This window comes from Neobacillus sp. D3-1R, from assembly GCF_052180215.1.
Lineage (GTDB): Bacteria > Bacillota > Bacilli > Bacillales > Cytobacillaceae > Pseudoneobacillus.
Window position 1 is genome coordinate 377,981 of record NZ_CP197471.1, and the last position, 23,036, is coordinate 401,016.

21 protein-coding genes are annotated in these 23,036 nt (G+C 36.3%); 11 read left to right on the top strand and 10 right to left on the bottom strand.

Annotated features, from left to right (window positions below; all coding sequences use genetic code 11):
• The first annotated feature begins 7 nt into the window (after positions 1-7).
• Positions 8-1,156, top strand: a complete 1,149-nt coding sequence (locus tag ACSBPO_RS01830) for an AlbA family DNA-binding domain-containing protein (RefSeq protein ID WP_442598208.1) — start codon at positions 8-10, stop codon at positions 1,154-1,156.
• A 136-nt stretch (positions 1,157-1,292) separates the two neighbouring features.
• Here the strand turns inward: ACSBPO_RS01830 and ACSBPO_RS01835 are convergent, their stop codons facing one another.
• The 5 genes from ACSBPO_RS01835 to ACSBPO_RS01855 form a co-directional block, all read right to left on the bottom strand.
• Positions 1,293-2,300, bottom strand: a complete 1,008-nt coding sequence (locus ACSBPO_RS01835) for a hypothetical protein (RefSeq protein WP_442598210.1) — start codon at positions 2,298-2,300, stop codon at positions 1,293-1,295.
• Between the two features lie 751 nt (positions 2,301-3,051).
• On the bottom strand, positions 3,052-3,639 hold the full coding sequence (locus ACSBPO_RS01840; RefSeq protein WP_442598212.1) for a peroxiredoxin family protein: 588 nt from the start codon (positions 3,637-3,639) through the stop codon (positions 3,052-3,054).
• Between the two features lie 65 nt (positions 3,640-3,704).
• Positions 3,705-4,775, bottom strand: a complete 1,071-nt coding sequence (locus tag ACSBPO_RS01845; protein ID WP_442598214.1) for a sensor histidine kinase — start codon at positions 4,773-4,775, stop codon at positions 3,705-3,707.
• The gene (locus tag ACSBPO_RS01850) at positions 4,762-5,460 is read right to left on the bottom strand and encodes a response regulator transcription factor (RefSeq protein ID WP_442598216.1); all 699 of its coding nucleotides are present in this window, start codon (positions 5,458-5,460) and stop codon (positions 4,762-4,764) included. Before ACSBPO_RS01850 ends, ACSBPO_RS01845 begins: the two co-directional genes overlap by 14 nt.
• A 15-nt stretch (positions 5,461-5,475) precedes the next feature.
• Positions 5,476-6,189 (bottom strand): cytochrome c biogenesis CcdA family protein, encoded by a 714-nt coding sequence (locus ACSBPO_RS01855; RefSeq protein WP_442598218.1) that lies wholly within the window; start codon positions 6,187-6,189, stop codon positions 5,476-5,478.
• Positions 6,190-6,419: 230 nt separating this feature from the next.
• On the opposite strand from ACSBPO_RS01855, the gene ACSBPO_RS01860 reads away from it, so the two are divergent.
• Entirely contained in the window at positions 6,420-8,117 is a 1,698-nt protein-coding gene (locus ACSBPO_RS01860; RefSeq protein WP_442598220.1) for a methyl-accepting chemotaxis protein, read from the top strand.
• Between the two features lie 127 nt (positions 8,118-8,244).
• Here ACSBPO_RS01860 and ACSBPO_RS01865 read toward each other — a convergent pair whose 3' ends face one another.
• Positions 8,245-9,057 (bottom strand): DegV family protein, encoded by an 813-nt coding sequence (locus tag ACSBPO_RS01865; RefSeq protein WP_442598222.1) that lies wholly within the window; start codon positions 9,055-9,057, stop codon positions 8,245-8,247.
• 123 nt (positions 9,058-9,180) lie between these two features.
• Here ACSBPO_RS01865 and ACSBPO_RS01870 point away from each other — a divergent pair, with 123 nt between their 5' ends.
• Both ACSBPO_RS01870 and ACSBPO_RS01875 read left to right on the top strand, forming a co-directional pair.
• Complete coding sequence (locus ACSBPO_RS01870; protein WP_442598224.1) at positions 9,181-9,786, top strand: methyltransferase; 606 nt, start codon at positions 9,181-9,183, stop codon at positions 9,784-9,786.
• Between the two features lie 90 nt (positions 9,787-9,876).
• The gene (locus ACSBPO_RS01875) at positions 9,877-10,968 is read left to right on the top strand and encodes a threonine aldolase family protein (RefSeq protein WP_442598226.1); all 1,092 of its coding nucleotides are present in this window, start codon (positions 9,877-9,879) and stop codon (positions 10,966-10,968) included.
• A gap of 52 nt (positions 10,969-11,020) precedes the next feature.
• Here the strand turns inward: ACSBPO_RS01875 and ACSBPO_RS01880 are convergent, their stop codons facing one another.
• On the bottom strand, positions 11,021-11,884 hold the full coding sequence (locus ACSBPO_RS01880; RefSeq protein ID WP_442598228.1) for a peptide ABC transporter permease: 864 nt from the start codon (positions 11,882-11,884) through the stop codon (positions 11,021-11,023).
• Positions 11,885-11,934: 50 nt separating this feature from the next.
• Complete coding sequence (locus ACSBPO_RS01885) at positions 11,935-12,840, bottom strand: ABC transporter permease subunit (RefSeq protein ID WP_442598229.1); 906 nt, start codon at positions 12,838-12,840, stop codon at positions 11,935-11,937.
• A 255-nt stretch (positions 12,841-13,095) separates the two neighbouring features.
• On the opposite strand from ACSBPO_RS01885, the gene ACSBPO_RS01890 reads away from it, so the two are divergent.
• The 5 genes from ACSBPO_RS01890 to opp4C all read left to right on the top strand — a co-directional run bounded on the left by ACSBPO_RS01890 (position 13,096) and on the right by opp4C (position 19,133).
• The gene (locus tag ACSBPO_RS01890; protein ID WP_442598231.1) at positions 13,096-14,067 is read left to right on the top strand and encodes an ABC transporter ATP-binding protein; all 972 of its coding nucleotides are present in this window, start codon (positions 13,096-13,098) and stop codon (positions 14,065-14,067) included.
• Between the two features lie 12 nt (positions 14,068-14,079).
• Complete coding sequence (locus ACSBPO_RS01895; RefSeq protein ID WP_442598233.1) at positions 14,080-15,093, top strand: ABC transporter ATP-binding protein; 1,014 nt, start codon at positions 14,080-14,082, stop codon at positions 15,091-15,093.
• A gap of 89 nt (positions 15,094-15,182) precedes the next feature.
• A complete protein-coding gene (locus ACSBPO_RS01900) occupies positions 15,183-16,946 on the top strand; it encodes a peptide-binding protein (RefSeq protein ID WP_442598235.1) in 1,764 nt (587 codons plus the stop codon).
• A gap of 287 nt (positions 16,947-17,233) precedes the next feature.
• The gene (locus ACSBPO_RS01905) at positions 17,234-18,199 is read left to right on the top strand and encodes an ABC transporter permease (protein WP_442598237.1); all 966 of its coding nucleotides are present in this window, start codon (positions 17,234-17,236) and stop codon (positions 18,197-18,199) included.
• 115 nt (positions 18,200-18,314) lie between these two features.
• A complete protein-coding gene (gene opp4C, locus ACSBPO_RS01910) occupies positions 18,315-19,133 on the top strand; it encodes an oligopeptide ABC transporter permease (RefSeq protein WP_442600288.1) in 819 nt (272 codons plus the stop codon).
• 569 nt (positions 19,134-19,702) lie between these two features.
• On the opposite strand, the gene ACSBPO_RS01915 is transcribed toward opp4C, so the two are convergent.
• Entirely contained in the window at positions 19,703-20,632 is a 930-nt protein-coding gene (locus ACSBPO_RS01915) for a diacylglycerol/lipid kinase family protein (RefSeq protein WP_442598239.1), read from the bottom strand.
• 38 nt (positions 20,633-20,670) lie between these two features.
• A complete protein-coding gene (locus ACSBPO_RS01920; protein ID WP_442598241.1) occupies positions 20,671-21,441 on the bottom strand; it encodes a metallophosphoesterase family protein in 771 nt (256 codons plus the stop codon).
• Positions 21,442-21,562: 121 nt separating this feature from the next.
• Between ACSBPO_RS01920 and ACSBPO_RS01925 the strand changes: the two genes are divergently transcribed.
• Complete coding sequence (locus tag ACSBPO_RS01925; protein WP_442598243.1) at positions 21,563-22,048, top strand: nitroreductase family protein; 486 nt, start codon at positions 21,563-21,565, stop codon at positions 22,046-22,048.
• A 246-nt stretch (positions 22,049-22,294) separates the two neighbouring features.
• Positions 22,295-23,011 (top strand): thermonuclease family protein, encoded by a 717-nt coding sequence (locus ACSBPO_RS01930; protein WP_442600289.1) that lies wholly within the window; start codon positions 22,295-22,297, stop codon positions 23,009-23,011.
• The last annotated feature ends 25 nt before the right edge of the window (positions 23,012-23,036 follow it).

Genomic DNA, 23,036 nt, shown 5'->3' on the forward strand with positions numbered 1-23,036 from the left:
GGGGGAAATGGCTTCAGAAACTCTAAGTAGTGATATTGAATCTATTATTTCATCCAAAAGAGAAGGTGAGTATTGGGATTTTAAAGAGAAATATCATAGTAATAAGGCGGATTTGTTACATGATATTATTTGTATGGCTAACAACAGAGCTGATAGGGATGGTTATATCATCTTTGGTGTGAATGATAATTATGAAATAAAGGGCATAGAAAATGATGAAAACAGAAAAAATCAGCAAAATATTATTGATTTTTTAAAAGGGAAAAAATTCAGTGGTGGAATCAGGCCAACTGTAGAATTAGTAACAATTTCAATCGAAGAAAAGCAAGTAGATATATTAATAATAAAGAATAGCACTGATACTCCTTATTTTATAATTGAAGACTATAACGATCACAAAAGAAGAGTCAGAGCTAACTATATATACACTCGTATAGGTGATACAAACACTGACATTGACAAGAGTGCTGACATCAATCATATTGAATATCTATGGAGGAAACGCTTCTTGCTTAACAGACCTCCATTAGAGCAAATAAAACAGAAATTACGATATATAAGTGAGTGGACTGGAGAAGAAACTAATTACTATAACATTTTTAATCCAGAATTTACTGTGGAAATAGAATATGATGATGAAATTGGACACCCTGAGTTTTATTCGTACTTAATGACAAATCAAAGTACCTCATATGGAACGGTAGAAATTAAATATTTCGGAACAAAACTGTACAGTAGACAAATTGTTGTTTTAGATGGTGGAAGATATATAACCGTTGTACCAAAATCTGGATTTATAGGTAATAGAAACTACAATGAAGAAACTTGCTATTATAAATTTTATGTAAAGGATAACCTTGACTACATATTACATAAATTTCTTCAATCAGATGATCATGAGGCAATATGGGCAAGAAACAGACTTTATTCGGGGATTATTATATATAACAATGAATTAGAAAGAGAAATGTTTGAGGAGTATCTTGAAAACAATTTAACTTTTCTAAACGAATTAGTTGGTGCGGAAGAAGAATCATTTGATTGGATTGAATCAGAAACAGAGCGGGAAAAGGTGGTAAATGTAAGAAGGATAAAGATAGGGAAGGTAATAAAAAGTCTCCTTGAAAAATACAGAAATAGATTAGAAATAAAATAATATATCACCTCTATTTGGCGAGGTTTGAACAATAATTACAATGCTTTTAAATAAATATCTTGGTAAAAAACTGCTGACATTAATAACTCAGCAGTTTTTAATTGTTGGCATGCAGGTATTTGGTATATTAGTGTTGCTAACGTATTTCAAATTGTTTTATAGTCCCATCTTCATTTTTTAACCAGGTCATTGCTTTATCGAGAGATTCATTATAAATCTGGTCACAGGTAACTCCAAAAACTTTCAAATAATATGCTAAGAATTTTGCATAATCTGCAACAATCCAGTCGTCAAAAACTGGTATAGAAGAAAATCCTTGAAGTGGAAGACTAATTACTTTAACAGGTTCTTCTGGCGTATTAGGAAGCACTGTAATGTATTTAGGTGTTCTATTTAAAAGTGTAGAGTTATACATAGCTTTAGCTACAAGTTCATTGAATTGAAGATGATTTAGCTTTATACCATCAAATTCATCATAATATTCTTGTAAAGATTCTTTGTGTATTCCATTATCTTGTAAATGTGCTATTACTCCAATATTACCCATTCTCAGTGCAAATGTTTGGGTAACGAGATTATCAAAATAGTCAAAATCACGTTTATCTCCATAAGTCGATAATTCTACAACAAAAATTGACCATGGGATAGTATCTTCAAATTCAAACTGTCGTCGAATGGACTGTAAAAACATATGTAAGGTTTTGAACTTTTCAAGCAAATCTGGTGAGGTGATTTTCCCCTTAGAGGGATCTCTTCTGTCAACATCTAATGATAGCTCTTTAAATAGAATACCGTAATATATTTTTCCTATCCACTGGAACAATTTTTGTGAGTCAATCTTTTTGAATTCTTGGAAACCAGAACTATAAGCAATTTCTATTTCTCTTTCAATACGGGAAAGGGAACCACCATTACAAGATACACAACATGGTATTGTTAATTGTTTGTATGGTAATCCTGTGCCATTTAGAAGGATAATTCGTTGATTCCACAGGTCAAATTTTCTTTGTAACCACTTTGGAAATACATGTTCTGCTGTTTCTCCTTCTTCAAGTTGTACTCCGCATAAAAAGCACCTATCATATTCAAAGTGCATATTGGAAAATGGATCAAATAATTCTTCAACATTTTTTTCGTTACGCATGTATTGTCTCCTTATTTTTTTATTAAAACAGAAGCCATTAAAATTGTCTTATGTTGGTAAGTTAATTATAAACAAAAATTTATAAGCAAAGTATGAAAAAACATACTTTAAGTGAATAAGTTGTTCAATAGCTCAAAGAGAGAGAGCAGAATATTTACTCCTTAAATCTTATTTCTACTATGTAACTAACCAAAATTTCTAACTTAACACACAATAAACATTACCGATTTCTTCTCCAAGTGAGAAAAAAGATTTCGTAAAAAAAGCGTGAGAAAAACAGGGCTATCCCTTACGGGATAATCCTTTTTCTTTTTGTATCACTGAGAAAACTTTATTCTAATTTGAGGAAAAGCGGGAAAAAAAGCGTGAAAAAAGAGTGTGAAAAAGTGAAAAAATGAGAAGGAAAAGGGGAGAAAAGCGGGATTTAAGTAGACTTTATTCTAACTGGAAAACGTAGGAATGCGGGTTTGGGTGAGGTAAAATCGGTAGGGAATTTTGTGGGAGTACAAAAAAATTCATAGCCACCAAAAAAGGTCTTACCGAAAATATCGATAAGACCTTTTTTTAGGTAAGAAAGTGAAACTTTTGGCTCTTTGAAAATTGTCTAGCTCCAGCGCATAGCCCCTCGATGGAAGAAGAAAAATCACTTCTTCCTTGGTCAAATAACCTCTAGCGTAAGAAGTCAAAGCTCAGACTTCTTACGCTAGAGAACATTTACTTGTCGGGGCTAACCAAGGCGCTTGCGCTGTTCTTATTCAATGTCCTTTGTTAAGCTTTCCATCATGCCCTCATCCATAGGACCGACGATTTTCTTTATAATAATTCCTTTTGTATCAATTATATAGCTTGTTGGAATGGTGAAAGCTTGGTACTGCATACCAATATTGCCTTCTTCATCTAAAGGGATACTAAACGTAAGTCCATATTCCTGCACGAAAGCTTCAATTTCTTTTCTCCCGCTATCCATACTAGTAAGGTTTACTGCTACGATTTCTATGCCATTTTCTTTGTTTCCTTCATAAAAGTTTTGCATATGAGGCATTTCAGCTTTACATGGTGGACACCATGTAGCCCAAAAATTTAAGATGACCTTTTTCCCTTTAAAATCGGATAGTTTTACAGTTTCACCTGTTAAAGTGGTTAGGGTAAAGTCTGGAGCAGGTTGTCCTTCTAACTCCTGCGATAGATCGACTCCTGGTATTTCTTCATCGGTAGAAGGGGATTCCTGTGATACTTGATCCGAGTTATGACTCTCTGTTTGATTTGGTTTCCAAAAATTCACTACTACTATGGCAATGGCTAGTAAGATAATGGCAAATGATAAAAGATTTTTATTCAAGAAATTTGGTCTCCTTTAAAGCCTATTTTCAAAATAACGATGTTTAAAGCTAGTTCCCATGAGAGTTACTCATGATTTTCCACAAGCAAAGGTAGCTCAATCCAAAAGGAATGCTTAGTACCATCCGTTTCAATCCTAATTTTTCCCTTGTGAGCAGTAATAATACTTTTGGCGATGGCTAGACCAAGACCTGCACCTTCTGATTTCGTACTTCGCGATTCTTCAACCCGATAGAAACGTTCAAATATCATTTCCTTTTTGAGAGGGTCAATAAATTGCCCAAAATGAGTGAAGGAAATCATGTAATGATCCTGTTTTGTTATTCCTTGGACGGATAAGGAAAGACCTGTGTTGTAATCGAGTATATTTTGAAGAATATTTGTAAAAACCTGCATAAGCCCGTCTTTATTTCCTATGATTCTTTTAGGTTCGATGTCCATTTTTATGGTTGTGAATGTAGGATTAAGCTTTAATTGAAAGGAGGTTAAGGAATCCGTTAATATTTTGTTAATAGCAATTGGCTCGAACTGCTTGTCGAAAAAGTAATTTCCGTTATTCCAAGAATTTAATTCTGTTATAAGTTCAACAATTCTTGTGATTCTTCGTGATTCTTCTAACAGTGAACCGAATAATTCAGGATTTCCTTCTATAACCTCATTTTGTAAAGCTTCTAAATAACCGTTTATATTCGTTAAGGGTGTCCGTAGCTCATGAGCAATATCCCGAAGCATTTCTTCTCGTTGCTCTTGAATAGAATGAAGCGTCTCGGACATGGAATTGAAATTTTGAATTAAATCCTTTATTTCTCCCGTGGTTTTAATTTCAACTTTCGGTGGTATGTTGCCTTCCTCAATATCTTTAGTGGCCATCGATAAATGTTTAATAGGTTGGATAAGTTTTTTAACTGTAAAATAGTGAAACAAGCCAACGATAATAAATGCGATAATACTAACCTTCAAAAGAAATCCATCTAAATAATGAACTAAATTGGATCCTGTTACTTTTTCAGAATTAACTAAGTAACAGGCGTAATCTTTGATTGAAGCTCCAGCAAGAAGAATGACAAGTAAAATGACAAGGCTATTTAGAACGACAAGCTTTGAAAGAAGGTTGGACAATTTTCTAAAGAGCCACAAACTTATACCCCATTCCTCTAACGGTCTGAATATAATCCTTAGGTGTTTTTTCTTTTATTTTTTCCCGTAAATGCTTGATATGAACATCAATCGTTCGATCGGATACGACTTTTTCATTGTTTTCATAAATCATATTTAGAATTTGGTCTCTTGATAAAACTTGGTCGGGATGCTGCATAAAGGTATGGAGAAGTTTAAATTCAAAATGAGTTAATTCAAGTTGCTCTCCATTTATCCAAACTTCTCCTTTTGCTGGTTTAATAGTAAATCCAGTAAAGGTTAACTTCCCGCAGCGACTAGCCGTTCTTCTTAAAACCGCTTCAATTCTAACCATTAATTCAGCTGGGCTGAAGGGCTTGACCACATAATCATCTGCCCCTAAATGAAACCCATTAATTCGATCCCTTTCTGAAACCTTTGCCGTAAGCATGATAATCGGCATCAAGCTTTTTAAATCCTCTCTAACCCATGTACATACCTCCTCACCGCTAATACCAGGTAGCATGAGGTCAAGGATTAAAATACAGGGGTCATACTCCTCGATTTTTTGCTTTGCCTCTAATCCATTTACCGCTTCAATCACCTCATACCCATCCTTTTGGAGATAGATTTTCACCAGGTTACGGATTTTTGGATCATCTTCTACAACTAACACAGATTTGCCAATCAAGCTTTTTTGATTCAAGATTTCTCCACCTTTTTATATATCAAATAAACTAAATGGTGATAGCCAAGCACTGATTTTTTGCATTTGTCCGCTTAATACAAGAAAGCCAAGGAAAACCATAATCATCCCATTCACAAATGCTAGCTTTGATAAATATTTGTTGATTTTCTTAATGGTTTTTAACGAATAAGAAACAACTATGGAAATAATGAAAAACGGTATAGCCATTCCTAGAGAATAAGCACCTAATAAAATGATCCCTTGAGATAATGTGTCCGATGAACTTGCTAGTAATAGTATCGAGGAAAGGGCAAGACCGACGCAAGGAGACCATCCGCTCGCGAAAGCCATTCCAAGCAAGATGGAACTGAACCAACCCTTTGATTTCACATCAGATTCAATCTTTTTTTCCATCATTAAAAATTTAAATTTCAATAGCCCGGCCATTTGTAACCCAAAAATAATAATGAGTAACCCAGCAATCTGCATAATAATGACTCGGTAATTCATTAATATTTTTCCGATAAAACTGGCAGAAGCTCCTAATGCAATAAAAATAACACTAAACCCAATAATAAATCCAATGGATCGTACATAGAGGATTCGTTTATTCACTTGAATCTTAGAGTTTTCAATTTTGCCGCCTGTAAGATGGGTTATATAGGCTGGCAGTAATGGGAAAACGCATGGAGAGAAGAAAGAAAGTAACCCACCTATTAATGCAAAAAAGACTCCAATATCATTCATATCACACACTCCTTTTGATTTTATTATGTGTGTGTTTTGTTAAAGTTTGATTAAGAAAGTAATTTGATTTTTTGCAGAGGTCAAATTCTAAGTGATGTGCATCATAGTCCTAAAAACCTACAAATGATAATTTATTGTTATGTCTTCCATATTACCCCAGGAAAAACTTCTTTTGTTAAATATTGAAGACCTTTTTTAAAAATAAAAAATATGAATTTCGGGGGATTTAAATGTTTAAGAGGATGAGAATTGGGACGAAGATTAATGTCCTATTTTTAGTAGTATTACTTATTTTTTCAATAGCAGTTGGCATTACTGCTTCAATAGAAATAAAGAATGGAATTGAAAAACAGGTTAGAGATAAAGTCGTTTCGGATAATAATTTAAGTTATTCTTTTGTTGAAGCAGCCCGCTCAGGAGATTGGTCGATAAAAAATAATGAATTGTATAAAGGTGACGCAAAAGTAAATGGTGTTTATAAGGTAGTGGATGCTATAAAAAAAATGACAGGAAGTGAAGTGACTATCTTCCAGGGAGATGTTCGGGTATCTACTACGATTATGGATACAGATGGAGAAAGACAAATAAATACTAAGGCTGACCCTAAGATAAGCAAAGTAGTTCTTGATAAAGGAGAAAATTATAAAGGTGAAGCTAATATTTTAGGAGTCATTCATCTAGCAGAATATAGACCTATTAAAAATGCTAAGGGTGAGGTAATAGGGATGTGGCTTGTTGCATACCCTATGTCTCACGTAAAAGATATGACAAACTCCTTCATAATAAAACTTGTTATAGTATTAGTTGTGGTCGCAGTTTTTTCAGCAATTATAATCTATTTTTTTACAAACAATTTAAAAAAGCGCTTAAGTGGAGTTGCCAATGCGGTCGAAGAAGCAGGAAGGGGGAATTTAGCTGTAACCATCCCGCAGTCGGGTTCGGATGAAATCGGTCAATTAGCCAATACATTTAAATTAATGTTAGAGCAATTTCGGGAAATGATGAAAAAGATTTCCTTTATTTCCTTCCAGGTTTCAGACGCGTCACAAACGTTAGTGGCAAGTGCTGAGGAAAATACAGCTGCCTCAAATGAAGTATCAAGAACGATGGAGCAGATTGCTTCGGGTGCAATGACTCAGGCTGAATTATTAGAAGGAAATTCGATTGCCACTAATAACTTAGCTGAAAAAATTAAAATGGTAGAAACTCAATCATCAGAATTACAGGTAGAAGCAAATGTGATGTATCAGAATTCTGAGGCAGGCATGGAAAAAGTTGTGTTACTTCAGCAAAGTTTTTCTAAAACAAATAAGATGATGAATGAAATTGTTAATGCTGTAACATCACTTAATAAAAGTTCAAATAATATCAATGAGATTGTAAAAACGATTACAGAAATAGCCAACCAAACAAACTTACTAGCTCTAAATGCAGCCATTGAAGCAGCGCGGGCTGGTGAACATGGGAAAGGGTTTGCAGTTGTTGCAGATGAAGTGAAAAAACTTGCAGAGCAATCAGAATTAGCCTTGAAGCAGATAGGGGAAATCATTGGAACAATGCAAGCAGATACAAAGCAAACTGTAGGTTATATAAATCAAACTAATAAGGTTATGAATGAAGAGGCAAACCCAGTTGTTATTGAAACTGAAAAAGCTTTTGGTGCAATCCAATTTTTAATAGAAAAAAGTAATACAAAGATACAAGAAATTGTTTACTCTATGAAAGAAATGGTTAAAGACAAAGATATACTAATGGGAAATGCAACACAAATTATTTCTATTAGTCAAGAAACCGCTGCTGGGACAGAACAGGTTTCAGCTTCCAGTGAACAAACTACAGCCGCAATGGAACAACTAAATCATTTAGCGGAGGAATTGGATAATTTCTCACGAGAAATGAAGGAAGAAGTAGAGAAATTTACAATATAAAAGGCTATTTACATTCATTGCATTTTTAAGTGAAAGCTAATCGGGAAATCAATGTGAATGAATCGACAAAAGGACAGTTGAGGTTGTTTCAACTGTCCTTTTAATGTTATTTATAAAAACGAAACAATCATTCCATCTCTTCCAGCATAAGTACCCATGGTTGCTCCATATAATGAATGAGCACCTCTTTGGGATGAAATTGTTCGATAATTTCTTGTTTTAAAGCTTCTGCTTCCTCGGTATTTCCAGTATAAGTGATCCCGAAACTTATATTTGAAAAATCAGATCCACGTTCTTCGATAATTTCTAATACTCTCTTATGGAATTTTTTCTTTCCACGTATTTTTTCACGTATTTCTACTTTGCCGTTATCAGCTTCTAAGATGACTTTAATATTAAGTATCTTAGCGATAGATCCTTGAAATCTACTAAGTCGGCCACCCTTAACGATATTTTCTAATGTGTCTAACAGGACTAATATATTCATCTTACCTCTATACTCCGTAAGATTTGATACAATTTCCTCCATTGTATGACCTTTATGGGCAAGCTCAGCTGCACGAATCGCAAGAATACCGTGAGCTTGCGAACCAGCTAGTGTATCAAAAACGGTAACCTTTGCATCGGAGAGGTCCTTGCCAATGCAGGCAGATTGATACGTTCCACTTAGTCCTGAAGAAATCGTCAGACATAGGATCTCCTCATATTCATTTTTATATTGTGAAAATGCCTTTGCAAAGGAGGCGGGGGCAGGCTGGGAAGTCTTTGGTAGCTCATCAGATGAGAACATCATCGTAAAGAATTCCTCCGGTGTTAAATCGACGCCTTCTAAATAATCTTGATTATTCATGTTGATTTTCAAAGGAATAAGAGTAATATTATATTTTTCTAGTATTTCTTTCGGTAAATCAACAGAGCTATCTGTAATAATTTTAATCATTTTTACTCGCCGCCTTAAGTTTTCATGTCCATATATGTTACTTTAAAGTATAGCAATTACGAACTATTTTTTACTATGTGTACGCTTGTCAATAGTGAATAAATTACATACAGGAGAATACCTATGAAAGAAAAGTACTATGATGCTTTACTTAACATAAAAACAATCGGGGAGCAGAAGGGCTTCCTGAAATCCGTTCATTACCATCGATATGAACCAACTCCATATAGCGCATTAGAAACGTTATGTGCTCATTATCATATAAAAAGCAGCGATCAAGTGGTCGATTTTGGGTGTGGCAAAGGGAGGTTAAACTTCTATATCCATCATGTCAGTGGTGCAGCTGTTAAAGGGATAGAAATGAATGAGGAATTTTATCAAGAGGCTATGAAAAATAAAAGCAGCTTTGAAAAGAAACATAGAATCCAAGATGAAAAGATTCAGTTTTATTGCTGCTTAGCAGAGGAATACCAAATAGATACTCAAGATAACCGATTTTATTTTTTTAATCCGTTTACCATTCAAATTTTTATTAAAGTGGTCAACAATATCCTCGATTCAGCTGAGAGTAATCCAAGGGATACTGAACTTATTTTATATTATCCATCACAGGATTATATTTACTATTTAGAAAATAGCACCTCATTTGAATTGAAAATGGAAATTCCGCTGCCTGGATTGTATGAGCAAAATCAAAATGAAAGATTTTTAATTTATGGTCTAAGGTAGTACAGGAATTAAGAAGGAAAATGGAGAAATAATTAAAGGATTTGGAAAGCGGGCACATTTATGCCAATTACCAGAAAGGAAGTTATGAAATTGAGCGAAAATATTTCCTTAACAGAAGCATTTAAACAAACGAAATATCAAACTGGTGGTCATGGGAATAGAGACATTCAGGTATTAAAGGCTGCATTTGAAAATGTAGCTGGAGACGAACCGAGCGATATGTATGGCAATGGTAAAGTGATAGAAGAATTTCAAAATAAAATGGCTGACTATTTAGGAAAAGAGAGTGCCGTGTTTTTTCCTAGTGGAACGATGGCTCAGCAAATTGCATTAAGAATCTGGTGCGATGAAAAAGGGATTAAAAAAGTGGCTTACCATCCATTAAGTCATTTAGAAATTCACGAAGAAGATGGCTTAAAAGAGTTACATCATATAGATCCTATTTTACTTGCAGATAAAAATCGTCTTATTGAATTAGAGGATGTAATGGGTCTGAATGAAGATATTGCTTGTTTATTGTTGGAGTTGCCACAGCGTGAAATCGGGGGACAATTGCCAGATTATAAGACTTTAGAAAGAATTTCTGATTATTGTCGGGATAAAGGAATCAAGCTTCATTTGGATGGCGCTAGACTTTATGAAATCCTTCCGTTTTATAAAAAAACAGCAGCGGAAGTGTGTTCCCTTTTTGATAGTGTTTATGTTTCTTTTTATAAAGGGATTGGCGGAATTGCTGGAGCTATTCTTGCAGGGGAAAAAGATTTTACGGAAAAATCAAAGGTTTGGAAAAGACGGCATGGCGGAGATTTGATTAGCCTCTTTCCTTATATTATTAGTGCTGATTATTATTTTGACAAAAGAATTCATAAGATGGAACAGTTTTATGAGCAAGCGAAAGAGCTTGCGACATTATACAATCAATGCAGCCATATAGTTACTTTGCCTTTGGAACCTGTTTCAAATATGTTCCATGTTCATTTTGATATTTCAAAAGAAAAACTAGAGCCGATTTTAGTAGGGCTATATCAGGAAAAAGGGATTGGTTTAACAGGCCATCTTAGAGAGACAAGCGAGAATTCCTGTTATTGTGAAGTAAGCATCGGCGATCAATACGAGAAAATTTCAAAAGAAGAATTAACTCAAGTATTTAGAGAGCTAAATGAAAAGGTAACATCTATATAAAATTAAAAACAGCCAAGAGGTAATTCTCTCGGCTGTTTTTTTGCAAAAAGCTCTAAAAAAAATTCGTATTTTTCTTAAACAAATTTTGCAGTCCTTGTGCCAATACATTGAAAGTAAGGATGGTATAAGTGATGGCCAATGCTGGATAAAAAGGAATCCAGATGGAGGCTCTTATATCTCGGAAGGAATCCATAAAAAAGGTTGGCCAGGTAATCGAACGATTCAAAATTTCAAACTTGCCTGGGTCAACTTGTACGAGCTCTTGGGAAAGAAAGATACCGATGAAGCCTAATTGACCAACAAGAAACATCACTTTTCCAAGGTCCGTGACCATATTGATCAGAATTTTATCGTAAAGAAAAGGCAGATAGTATTTTCTGATTAAGCGGAAAGAAGAGGCGCCAACAGATATTCCTCCTAAAATAAAATCCTTTGTTGTTAAATCCTCGATCTCATGTTTCACCATCTTAGCTACTCGCCCTATTTCCACTGAAGCTAGTAAAAGCATCATATATAGCGGCCTCTCATCAATAGTGAGAATGGGCGGAAGTGTTGCAAATAATACAATAATGATAATAGTAGGAACATATGATAAAGCTCCATTTAACCAATTAATGATGCTTTGTGCTCCCGCAATCCGCTTGTAAGCCAAATAAGCAAGTGGGACAGCCATTGTATAACGAATGATGGTAATAAGAACGACAAAGAGCAAAGTTTCTTTAGCCCCTATGATCAATAAACTTAACAGATCTCTCCCCAATCTATCGCTTCCTAAAATAAAGTCCTCTGATGGAGCGTAAGGTGGAGCAATGGGGATATGTTTCTCATTCCAAATATATTTCGTTTCATTTAATTCCCTATCCACAAAAGGTAGGTATTCCCCTAAAAAAGTAATTCCAAGAAGCAGGAGTAACATAAAACTTCCTAACAGAAAAAGGGAGTATTTTTTCAAGAAAGTAATGAGGTTCACTTTGATTCTCCCCCAATCTGATGAGGTAATAGCCAGCGCTTAATGGATTCGGCTAGCAGAAGAACAACAAGCATGATGATTAAAAATGGAATCATGTGAGCTAGTGCTCTCCTATCTTCATTCCCGAGGATACTTTGTAGCAATTGATACCCCGCTCCCCGATAGCTGGATAATTTTTCGATGATGGGTAAGCCCGTCAAAATATAGACCATAACGACTTGAGTCTGATTTAACAGTCCGCTTAGACAGTTTTTTAGCATGCGGGCTAAGACCTGTATACTAACTAACCCTTTCGCATAGGAGGTTCTTACATATTCCTGACTCATTTCTTTTTCTAAACTCATAGAAATAAATTTTGCCATATGAACAAGCGGAAATAGGGTTATGGCAATTAACGGGATAATAAAACTATACCAATGGTCTTGTCCATAAAGACTAAAGCGAGTAAGACCAGCATTCATTAATTTAATGAGCAGATATTGAAAAGCGATAAAAAGGAAGAAATCTGGTATAGAAGAAAAGAGCCATGAAAATACGGAGATTAGTTTCCCCCATACTTTTTCACGAAAATAGAATTGAAGAGTTCCTAAAAAAGTTCCCAATATCATACTAATCAAAAGGCTTGGAATGATAATCAACAAACTTCTGCTTAAAAGAGTTTGGACTTCCTGTACTATAGGTACGCCAGTGTTGGTCTTGCCAAACCCTCTTTCCGTTTTTATTGTTTGAATAAATTGACTAATATTTTCTTTGTAAATTTCCATGTTAAAGGGGAAATCTGCCGTAAAAACATTAAAGTGAACGTGGGTAATTTTCATTTCCCTTGGCAGCAGAAGTAATAAAATAAAACCTACTAAAATCATCAAAATAATGACTAGCCCTTTCGTTAATCTCCAAGCCAAAAAAGTCCCCCTCCAAATCTATTTCTATATTGTTAAACTTCCATTAATACATTTTCCAGTGTTTTACAATAAATCTATATGACTAATAAATCTTTTTATCTCATAATCTTTAAATGAAAAGTTAGAAATAAATAAAAATTGAAATGAATGTAATCTTTTTGAAATAAATTTTTGCCTTTACCCACAATTTTGTACTAAAAAACCTGTTGACAGAGTAATTATTAAAAAAAGTAATTTTCGCAGAGGTGAAGGAAGTTGGCTCAAGCCCCATTATTGGAAGTGAAAGGACTACGGACCTACTTTAAAATTGACAAAGAAAAAGTAGCTAAAGCGGTAGATGGTGTGGACTTCACTATTAATCCAGGAGAAACAGTAGCTCTTGTAGGTGAATCTGGGAGCGGTAAGAGTATTACCTCTCTATCCATTATGAAATTGGTAGGGAAACCGGGAAAGATTGAAGATGGCCAGATCATTTTTGGCGGTAAAAATCTAGTTGACTATTCGGATAGACAAATGTCAAAGGTTCGCGGCAAAGATATTGCAATGATTTTCCAAGAGCCGATGACGGCTTTAAATCCTGTTTATACGATTGGTACACAAATCGCTGAAACATTAATGCGCCATAAAAAAATCTCAAAAGCAGAAGCACGTACAAAGGCCATTGAACTTCTTAAAATTGTAGGTTTTCCTCGAGCTGAAGCGACGGTGGATGAATATCCACATCAGCTTTCTGGAGGAATGCGCCAAAGAGCCATGATCGCGATTGCCATATCTTGTGATCCCAAACTGTTGATTGCAGATGAACCAACCACTGCGCTAGATGTAACGATACAGGCGCAGATTTTGGATTTAATGGATGATATGAAGAAAAAATTTAATATGGCCGTCCTTTTAATTACCCATGATTTAGGTGTAGTAGCGGAATATGCAGATCGGGTCATGGTCATGTATGGCGGTCAAATCGTCGAGGAAACCGATATCGAAAGATTATTTGATAAACCGAAGCATCCTTACACTATCGGGTTGCTGGAAAGTTTGCCAAGCCTAGAAAAAGAGGTTGATAGATTAGGAGCTATTAAAGGGATGGTCCCTCCATCACATAGTTTTCCTAAAGGGTGTCGATTTGCTGACCGATGTCCAAGTGCCATGGCGAAATGCCTAGAAAGCCATCCAGAATTACTAGAAATAGAAACAGGTCACAAAGTACGTTGCTATTTATATGAATAGGAGGTTTTTCTAGTGTCAGTGATCGAGTTAAAATCGAAAAAAAAGACCGACCAGGATTATATTTTACAAGCCAAAAATATAAAAAAGTACTTTCCTATAAAGGGCGGAATCCTGAAGCATACCGTCGGCCACGTAAAAGCAGTTGATGATGTCTCCCTTAATGTATTAAGGGGTGAAACATTAGGAATTGTCGGAGAATCGGGTTCAGGAAAATCCACCTTAGGTCGTGTCATTCTTCGATTAATGAACCCGACAGAAGGTCAGATTATTTTTGAAAATCAAGATATCACCACAATGGGGAATCGGAAGCTCCGACCGATTCGCAGAGATATGCAAATCGTTTTTCAGGATCCATTCGCTTCTCTTAATTCGAAAATGAGTGTTTTTGAGCTTATCGAAGAACCTATGATTGTTCAAACCGAGATGAAGAGAAGGGAACGAGTTGAAAAAGCTATTAATCTATTAGAAAAGGTCGGTTTGAGACCAGACGATCGTTTTAAATATCCGCATGAATTCTCAGGTGGGCAAAGACAACGGATTAGTATTGCACGTGCTCTAGCTCTTAATCCGAAGTTTGTGATTTGTGATGAACCCGTTTCTGCCCTAGATGTTTCCATTCAGGCGCAAGTACTTAACTTAATGGCAGACCTTCAGGATGAATTTAATCTAACCTATTTATTTATTGCCCACGATCTAAGTGTTGTGAAACATATTAGTGATCGTGTTGCGGTTATGTATCTGGGAAGACTAGCAGAGATTGCACCTAAAAAGAACCTCTATGAAACTCCACTACATCCATATACAGAAGCTTTATTATCAGCAGTTCCGTCTACCAATATTCACAGTCGAAGAGAAAAGATTCTATTATCTGGAGATTTACCAAGCCCATCTAATCCGCCTTCAGGATGTGCATTTCGAACTCGTTGCCCAAGAGTCCACGAGCGCTGCAGTGTTGTACGTCCTGAGCTAAAGGAAGTAACGGAGGGTCATTTTGTCGCGTGCCACTTATATAACAACGAACAATGACGTTTGTTCGTCGATCTTAGGGAGGTGGTGCTGAACGAAGGGTAGGTTTGGTTGTAAATTTTTAATATTAAAAAAGGGGTGCAAAATAGTTGAAGAAAAAAAGCTTGTTATTAACGTTATGTCTAATGTTACTTCTAGGAATGTTAGCGGCATGTAGTGGTAAAAAAGATAATACTACTGACAAACCAGAGGATACCAATAAAGATCCACAAACAAGTGAAGGACCACAAAAAGGCGGTACCATTACTGGTGCGATGGATACAGCTCCTGCAGGCCTTTTCAACCCAGTTTTCTATTCAGATGCTTATGAAGCAAACATTTTATCCTTTACTCATGAAGGATTAGTTGGCCAAGATAAAAATCTTGAATTTATCCCAAGTTTAGCAAAAGAGTGGACATTTAATGAGGATCAAACAGAAGTTACTTTTAAGTTAGAAGAAAACGTTAAATGGCATGATGGTGAGCCGTTTACAGCCAATGACGTTGTGTTTACTTACAAGACAATCGCTAGCCCTGGTTATGTGGAAGCTGGAGGGGTTAGAACGAATTATGTGGAAAGATTAGTTGGTGCTAAAGAATTTATGGAAGGCAAATCAACTGATTTTCCAGGTGTTGTGGCGGTAGATGACCATACGGTTACATTTAAGTTTACACAACCGAACGTACTAGCACTTCCTGATGCAGCTTTCCCAATTATTCCAGAGCATGTTTTCAAAGATATTCCTATTAAAGATATGCCTGCTGCTGGAGCATCTCGTAATGCCGGCGAAGTAATTGGTACAGGTCCATTTAAATTAACAAAAATGGTTGAAGGCGAACAATATGTTCTTGAAAAGAACCCAGATTACTGGAAGGGCGAACCAAACCTAGACAGCGTTGTTTGGAAGATTGTTGATCAAGCCGTTATTTTAGGACTATTAGAAACAGGAGAAATTGATTTCGTAGCAGATCCAAACGGATTCCAACCTGCAGACTATGAAACCGTTGCAGCTCTTCCAAATGTACAAATCATTGAGCAGCCGGATTTTGGTTATCAAATCATGGGTATGATGGTCAACCACCGTGCAAAAGGTGATTTAACTCTAGACCCATCTAAGTGGACGGAGAACAAAAAACTATCTAACAAAACAGTGCGTCAAGCGATTGCCTATGCAGTGGACCGTAAAGGAATCATTGATGGTTTACTATATGGCCGCGGTATTGTACAAAACTCTCCAATCGCTACTCAATTTGAAGCATATGATGATAAAAATCCAAATCAATACGAATATGATCCTGAAAAAGCTAAATCCCTTCTTGATGAAGCTGGTTACAAAGATGTGGATGGCGATGGATTCCGTGAAGATGCAGATGGAAATAAGTGGGTGTTAAATCTGAACTATCCAACTGGTAACCAAATTCGTGAGCGTTCTGCACCAATCATTGTGGAAATGCTAGAGCAAGTAGGAATTGACATTGAGCTAAGACAACCGAAAGAAACAGCTGCATACTACGAAGATCTTGAATTAAATGCACAAGACTGGGATCTTTATTTAGCAGGATGGAGCTTAGATACTTCAGATCCAGATCCTAGTGGATTATGGTACTCTACAGCGGCTTATAACTATTCTCGCTGGAACAATCCAGAAGCAGATAAGTTGGTAGTAGAAGCATATTCCCCGCCAGGAGCATTTGACCCAGAATATCGTAAACAAAAATACAGTGAATGGCAAGTTATGTTTGGTGATGACCTTCCTGCCTTAATCCTATATGCAAAGAGCAGTTTATGGGCACATAACAAACGTTTACAAGGTGTAGAAGTGTTACCATTCTCATTTATAAACGATCCACAAAAATGGTATGTAACTGAGTAACAAATAGATAAAGAAAGGAGCGTTCGGTATGACGCCGTATGCTCTTTTCTTTTAAAGATAAGCAAGTATAAGTTTTGGACTATGCAAATTGTCTAGCTCCAGCGCCTAGCCCCTCGAGGGAAGAAGAAAAACCACTTCTTCCTTGGTCAAATAAGCTTAATCATATGAAGTCAAAATTCGGACTTCATATGGGAAAAAATGAGTTTCTTTTTTCCTTGGTTGAGAACATTTGCTTGTCGGGGCTGATCAAGGCGCTTGCGCTTTTCTTATAAATGGAGGGGGAAATTTTGTATAAATACCTGATACGAAGAATTCTCATCTTTATCCCGATGCTAATCGCCCTTACCATGATTGTATTTGCCCTCATGCAAGCAGCTCCTGGTGATCCTTTTTCGGGAGAGCAGCTTGATCCAAACATCGATAAGAAAGTTTTTGAACAACGAAGAGAGGCACTTGGGTTAAATGATCCAATTCCGGTTCAATATTTTCATTGGTTAATGGATGTAGTAAAAGGAGACTTTGGAGACTCCTATGTATATAAGGGAAGAAGTGTAACAGAATTAATTGGAGATAAAATTGATAATACGTTTTACTTAGGTATCTTTACTTTGTTTATTACGCTAATCGTCTCAATCCCAATTGGTATTTATTCCGCACGTAATCCATACTCTGTGTTTGATTATGGGGCAACAACCTTTGGATTTTTTGGATTAGCTGTTCCAAACTTCTTTTTCGGTTTAGTGGCCATTTATTTCTTTTCTATCAAGCTCGGATGGTTCCCTGCACAAGGCACTGTTTCTTCACCTGATATTCAAGGATTTGGGGTATTTATCGATAGGCTACATCACCTTATCTTGCCGGGGATAACGCTTGGTTTAGCAGGTACAGCAACCTATATGCGCTTTATGAGATCAGAGGTTCTTGATGTGCTGGCAAGCGATTATATAAGAACGGCTAGAGCAAAGGGAATGACAGAGCGAAACGTATTGTATAAACAAACTTTACGTAACGCGATGATTCCAATTGTGACCCTTTTAGGGTTTGAAATAGGCGGTTTATTAAGTGGAGCGATTATAACAGAAGGAGTTTATCAATATCCTGGATTAGGGACATTGTTTATTAACTCAATCGCAAGTCGCGATTATCCGGTTATTATGGCAATCAATCTAATGCTGGGTGTCTGTATACTTGTTGGAAATCTGCTTGCCGACGTATTCTATTGTGTAGTAGACCCGAGAATCCGCTATGAATGAGGTGAGAGACGTGGAAGCTAATCAAGAAACTACTATTGGAACCCATACAGATGTAACGTCAGTAAAAAAAATAGATAAAAGTAATACCCCATTTCGAATTGCCGTAAGACGTTTTATGAAAAATAAATTGGCAGTTGCAGGTGTATTTGTATTAATTTTAATCATTTTAGCGGTAACCTTTGCTCCATTATTAACAGACCAGAACCCAATGAAATCAAATCTATTATTAGTTGAGCGTCCTCCAAGTAATGAACATATCTTAGGTACGGATAGTTCCGGTAGAGATATTTACGCAAGACTTTTATATGGAGGAAGAATCTCTCTTGTGGTAGGATTCAGTGCCATGCTTTTCACATTAGTAATAGGGGTAACATTAGGTTCCATCGCTGGTTATTATGGTGGAAAAGTGGACGCAATTATTATGCGTGCTGCTGATATGATGTTAGTTTTACCTTTTCTTGTTATCGCACTAACGGTTGTTGCTATATTAGAAAGAGTGACAATAGGGTTATTTATCTCTATTATTGCCCTAACCTCCTGGCCGAATTTAACAAGGATCATAAGAGGCACCTATTTATCTTTGCGGGAACAGGAATTTGTCCTAGGTGCTAAGGCTATAGGTGCTAGTGATTTCCGTATCATTTTCAAGCATTTTATTCCAAATGCCATTGGCCCGATCGTTGTAAACGCCTCATTAATGATGGCTACGTATATTATTGTAGAATCAGCTCTAAGCTTTATCGGATTTGGTATCCCGCAACCAACACCAACATGGGGGAATATGATTTCCGAGGCACAAAGTTTGCGGATACTTCGAAACAGTCCAGCAGCTTGGATACCACCAGGCTTAGCCATACTCTTAACAGTACTTTGCATTAACTTTATTGGAGACGGCCTTCGTGATGCTTTGGATCCAAAAAGTAATAAACGTTAATAATCTAACCTACTGTAAAAACGCAGTAGGTTTATTTGTTTTTTTTTGGGGGGAGGGCTTTTAGTTATGGTGAAGAAAGACTACATAACCCCGATGAAGAACAAAACTCCTCAAGATGAAGCGAGAAAAGTTCTTCATAACCCCGATGAAGAACAAAACTCCTCAAGATGAAGCGAGAAAAGTACTTCATAAGCCTGATGAAGAACAAAACTCATCCAGATGAAGTGCAAAAAGTACTTCATAAGCCTGATGAAGAACAAAACTCATCAAGATGAAGTGCAAAAAGTACTTCATAAGCCTGATGAAGAACAAAACTCATCCAGACCAACCGTAAAAAGTACTTCATAAGCCCGATGAAAAACAAAACCCATCAAGATGAAGTGCAAAAAGTATTTCATAAGCCTGATGAAGAACAAAGCACATCAAGGTCAACTGAAAAAAGTATTTCATAAGCCTAATGAAGAACAAAACCCATCAAGATGAAGTGAAAGAAGTACTTCATAACCCCGATGAAGAACAAATCTCATCCAGAGCAACCGTAAAAAGTACTTCATCCAGACCCACACAATCTATTCAGAAACAAAATAATAGCTCTTTGGAGAAACTTCTATAGTTACAGGCGTAGCCCCATTCACTTCCCCGTCAGTATGAAAGGGAACTGTTCTAGACGTATCCACCGAGATATTTTTCCCTTTTAAAATCTTAACTTCTTTCAAGCGGATATGCCCGCCATTAAAAACGGTTAAAAATAACAATAGTAACTTCCATCTACTCAAATTATTGACTACACAAATATCAAGTATTCCATCTTCCGGAGAGGCAGCGGGATTAATTTTCATCCCGCCACCGTAATAAGGAATATTGTTGATGGCAATGAGCCATGTGTTGGTAAAATCAAAGTCTTTGCCATCAATACTCATTTTTGTATCAAAAGGTTTAAATGTAAAAAGTAATCGAAGTAATGTAATGACGTAGGCGCCAAAACCTAATTTGATTTTATTCAGCCAGCGTTTATAGCGAGCTTTATTCGTCACATCGGCAATTAAAGCGTCGAAACCAATCCCAATTGAACTTGTAAAAATACCTTCGTAACTATCTGAATGAAATTGACCTACATCATATCTTTTAGCTTCTTCTTTTTGATAGGTTAAAATATGGTGCAATGCATGAAGCGTTTGCTTAGAAACATGATAACCTCTTGAAAAATCATTACCAGATCCTGCAGCGATGAAGCCCACTGGAATATCGGGAGTTTTACGTAAACCATTTGCCACTTCATGGATCGTTCCGTCTCCACCGATAGCAATGACCATGTTAACCTCATTTTTAAAAGTAAGTGAAATTTCCTCAGATAAATGGCGGCCATGCCCTTGATATTCTGTAAAAAATACTTGATAGTCAATTTGGTTTGCTCGAAGCTCATTTTCTACTTGGTGCCAAACCTTTTTTCCTCTTCCGCCACCAGCATTAGGATTGACGATAAAGAAATATTTTCTCATCTCATCCACTCTCTTTTTTAAGTATTTCTTATAATGTTTTAGGCCTTCTCCAAAAATTCCTTCGCTTTGGCTGAACCTCTGTAAATCGCCTTACGCAATTCCAGTGCATAAGCTTCGATACCGGGCATCCCCATTTCTTTTGCGATATTGATTTCTTTTTCAATATCATAAGGGACACGAGCAATTTCAATGGAGAATGGGCCGGTTTCTTTAGAACCATAATATCCATGCAGTATTGCATATGTAGCTTGAGGGATATCTAAGGGGTTACCGACGCTTCCGGCATTAAATAAGATTTTATATTCATCAATGGGCTCAATTAATGCGGCGTGTATATCTCCAAAACCAACCACATCAGGCTGCATTCCATCTTCTAAAGGAGTGGTCCATTCTGTGTTAAGAAACATGGCTTCTTTTTCTTCCTGGGGATGGACCATTGGTACAACCCGATGATGAACACTTTTAGCAGAAGCATGATATAAACGAATGTATTTACCGCTCATGTAAAAATCAAAGTGAAAGGGTAGGGTCCTTAAATAAGACAAACGTTCGGAACCCAGCTGTTCTTGGTGCCACCTAAGGTACTCACTGTCGGTACTATTTTGAATAAATTCATCCCAGTTCCCTAAAACAACAACATCACAAACTTCGCGGATTCGGTCAACTGCTTTACTTGAATGGGGTCCTTTTCCAACTAAATCGCCTAAACAAACAATGAACTGAATGTCGCGATTTCGAATATCTTCCAGAACAGCTTCGAGTGCTGTCATGTTTCCATGTATATCAGAAATAACGGCTACGCTTTTCAAAAAACAACTCTCCTTTAACTACTCTAATAATTGGATTGCTTCTATTTTATACCTTTTAAATTAGAAAGAGTTACTATTATTTTGAATTTTTCATAAATATGGTTAACAAGGAGGTTAAATAATGAATGTAATGGATATCATCCAAACCCGACGTAATATTAAAAAATTTAAAAAAGATTCTATTGATCGTAATGACATCCTCTCTTGGCTAAAAGTAGCAACAATGGCGCCAAATCATCGAATGACAGAGCCTTGGGAAGTTTATTTTATTGGACCTGAAACAAGAGCACAATTAAATCATAAAACAAACTTTGGAGATGCACCGGTGGTTTTCGTTGTCCTATCCAAGCATGGGAAAAATGAAGTGGAACGCGAAGAGAATCGTGCAGCTACTGCCTGTTTTATACAGAATTTTATGCTGTCTGCCTGGGCAGAAGGGGTTGGTTCTTTTTGGTCATCCATTGGAATTACTCCTAAAAATCGTATTATTCTCTCTGTGCCAGAGGATTATGATGTAATTGGTGTAATCGGGGTTGGTTACCCAGAAGAAATTCCAGATGTTAAACCTAGAACCATGATTGAGGAGAAAATAAAGGATCTTCCCTAAAAATTTTTACTCTGCTTTTCATTAAGCAGGGTTTCTTTTTTAATATAGGTATTTATCAAGTTTTCATTAGTTCCTTATTTTTGTATACTTCTATAGAAGCAAAGAAGCAAAGAAGCAAAGAAGCAAAGAAGCAAAGAAGCAAAGAAGCAAAGAAGCAAAAACTGAGGTGGCGTTATTTTGAATTATTTAAGATACATATTCCTATTTTTACTAATGGCAGTCCTTACATCCTGTACAGGGCAAACGATAGAGAAAGTAAATAACGAGGATACAACTGGAACAATAGAAGAAGACGCAAAAAAACTAAATCTTGAAGCTGTTATGGTTGAAAGAGTGGTTGATGGTGATACGGTTAAATTAAGTGATGGCAGAAAGGTTCGCTTTGTTGGAGTCAATACACCGGAGTCGACCACACGCACTGAGGAATATGGAAAAGAAGCAAGTCATTATACGAAATCGAAGTTAGAAGGAAAAAGAATTTGGATGCAAATGGACGTTTCCGAAACCGATCGATATAACCGTCTGTTAAGAATTATATGGTTATCCGTTCCAACTGATTTGATGGATGAAAATGAAATTCGCACCAAAATGTTTAATGCAGAATTAGTATTAAAGGGATATGCTGAGCCTTCTACTTATCCACCTGATGTCAAATACAGTGATTATTTTATTCAATTTGCAAGAGAAGCTAGAAAAAATAAAACAGGATTATGGTCATATGGAGAAAACGGAACTACCAAAGGAGACCTTGATTCGAAGAAGATATTCCATCAAAAAGAAAGCAATAAGGATAGCCAACCGAAATCAGAGCCAGCATCATCCTTGCCAAGTGATAAAAAGGAAGTTTTTCAAAACTGCACAGAATTAAGAAAAGTTTATCCAAATGGCGTACCTTCAAATCATCCTGCTTATCAGGCAAAAATGGATAGGGATAAAGACAAATATGCTTGTGAAAGATCTTAAACAAAGGCTGTTTTCGTATAGATTG